This is a genomic window from Acidovorax sp. HMWF018 (assembly GCF_003061035.1).
GTDB lineage: Bacteria > Pseudomonadota > Gammaproteobacteria > Burkholderiales > Burkholderiaceae_C > Acidovorax > Acidovorax delafieldii.
This window is the reverse complement of sequence record NZ_QAIM01000143.1, coordinates 1-2,433: the sequence shown is the minus strand read 5'-3', so window position 1 is coordinate 2,433 and position 2,433 is coordinate 1. Positions and strand designations below refer to the sequence as shown.

The 2,433-nt window shown below is 65.7% G+C and carries 1 protein-coding gene; it reads right to left on the bottom strand.

Annotation, left to right across the window (positions count from 1 at the left end; genetic code table 11):
- Positions 1-2,433 (bottom strand): heavy metal translocating P-type ATPase (locus DBR23_RS05625; protein ID WP_108497578.1); only part of this gene is annotated, 2,433 nt, incomplete at both ends.

Below are 2,433 nucleotides of genomic sequence, written 5' to 3'. Positions count from 1 at the left end.
ATGTTCAGCCCAAAGATGGTTGCCGGGATCAGCACGGCCACAACCCCCAAACTCACCCACAAGTTTTGGCGGATCACCCGCGCCGTGCGCCGCGACAGCGCGACCGCGAAAGGCAACTGGCTCAGGTCGTCGGCCATCAGCGCCACGTCCGCGGTCTCCAGCGCCACATCTGAGCCGGCCGCGCCCATTGCGATGCCCACGGTCGCGTTCGCCATGGCGGGCGCATCGTTGACCCCATCGCCCACCATCGCGACCCTTCCCTTCTCCAGCAACTTCTTGATGGCATCCACCTTGTGTTCCGGCATCAGGTCACCCTGCGCTTCGGTAAGGCCGACGCTCAGCGCCACGGCTTCGGCAACGCGCTGGTTGTCGCCAGAGATCATGATCAGGCGCTCGATTCCGAGCTCCTTAAGGGCTCGCATCACGCAGGCTGCGGCCGGCCGGGGCGTATCCATGACGCCGAGCACACCCAGGTAGCGCTCTCCCAGGCGCACGACCATGGTCGTGCGTCCCTGGGCGATGAGCGCCTCGTTGGCGCGAGCCACCTCCGGCGGCATTGGCGCCCCGCCGATCTCTGAGAACATGGCGGCCTTGCCCACATGCAACATTTCCCCGGCAACTCGTGCCGATACGCCCCGCCCCGTTATGCTCTGCACCGATTCGACGCCGGGTTCGGGGCTGCCTGAAGTCAGTCGCTTTTGTGCGCCTTCGACTATGGCGGAGGCCAGCGGATGGTCGCTGTGCCGCTCCACCGCCACCGCGACCGTCAGCAACTCCGATTCGCTCGAACCGGGGCCGGCAACCACGTCCGTCAGCCGGGGCTTGCCTTCCGTGAGCGTCCCCGTCTTGTCGAACGCAATCGCCGTCAGGGTGCCCAGGTTCTCCAAAGGGCCGCCGCCTTTGACCAGCACGCCGCTGCGCCCGGCGCGAGCCACGCCGCTCAGCACGGCACTAGGCACCGAAATCGCCAGCGCGCAGGGGCTTGCCGCCACGAGCACGGCCATGGCCCGGTAGAAAGTGGTGCTGAACGGCTCGTCGATGACGAAGCCGGCGAACAGCAGAAGAACCACGCCAATGAGGATGACGGGAACGAAAATCCGTTCGAACTTGTCGGTGAAATTCTGCGTGGGTGAGCGCTGCGTCTGAGCTTCGGTGACCAGCTTGACAACGCGTGCCATCGTGGACTCCGTCGAGGCACGGGCCACCATGACTTCGATAGCGCCGGGTCCATTGATCGTGCCTGCGAACACCTTGTGCAGTGCGGCAACCTTCTCGAACGCCCGCAACGCCGCCTGTGGATCGTCGACCGGCCGCTTGTCCACGGGCACGCTTTCACCGGTGACGGGGGCCTGGTTCACGCTTGACTCGCCACGCACCACGAAGCCGTCGGCGGGCAGCCGCTCGTTCGGCTTGACGAGCACCACGTCGCCCACTACGAGTTGCGCCACCGCGACCTGTTCCGTGCTGCCGTCGGGCCGTTTCACCAGCGCAGTTTCGGGCGCGAGCTTGGCCAGCGCTTCAATCGCCTTGCGTGCCCGCCCCATGGCGTAATGTTCCAGCGAGTGGCCAAGACTGAACAGGAACAGGAGCAGGCCTCCTTCGGCCCATTGACCGAGTGCGGCTGCGCCCGCGGCGGCAACGAGCATCAGCGTGTCGATCTCGAAGCGCTTCGCGCGGATGTTCTCGATCGCCTCTTTAAGCGTGTAGTAGCCGCCGAAGACATACGCGGCGACGTAAAAGCCCTTGCTGACGAGTTCGGGCGCGAGGTCGCGCCACGCAAGCAGCCAGCCGATGAGCACCATGAGGCCCGCCAGCAACGCAAAGATCAATTCGGACTTTTCTCCGAAGGGCCCGCCATGGTCATGGGCATGGCCCGCGCCGGCGTGATCCGCATGGTCGTGGTCATGGTCCTTCCCGTCGGCATGGTCATCGTGACCGTGCTCGGCATGCGCATGACCCTGGTGCGGCGTTGGCGCGTCATCGTGCGCATGGCCGCCCTCATGCGCACGGCCGTCGTGCGAATGCACGCCTTCACCGTGTTTCGCCGGGGCCGAGCTCGCTGGCTTCAGGGGAAGCCCAAGCATTTCGAGTTCGGACCTGACCTTCGCTTCATCGACCAGCGACCGGTCGAATTCGATGCGAACGGAACCCGTGGTTGAAACTTCCGCCTCGACCACGCCCTGGAGTGCGGAGATCTTGTCGCTCAGGCGCCTCGCGGCGCGCGCGTGCTGGGTCGATGTGTGGAACGCCAGATGCGCGAAGCGTTCGCCCAGCTCGGCGCCCGATGAGGCAGCGAGTTCGCGCACACGCTGCAGCGAGATCGTGTCGGGCCGGTAGTGAATGCACAACTGAGGCGGCTGCGAACCCCCGGCGTTGGCGACATGCACCTCACTGATGCCGTTGCGACCTGAGAGCAGCGAGATGAGCCGCGCC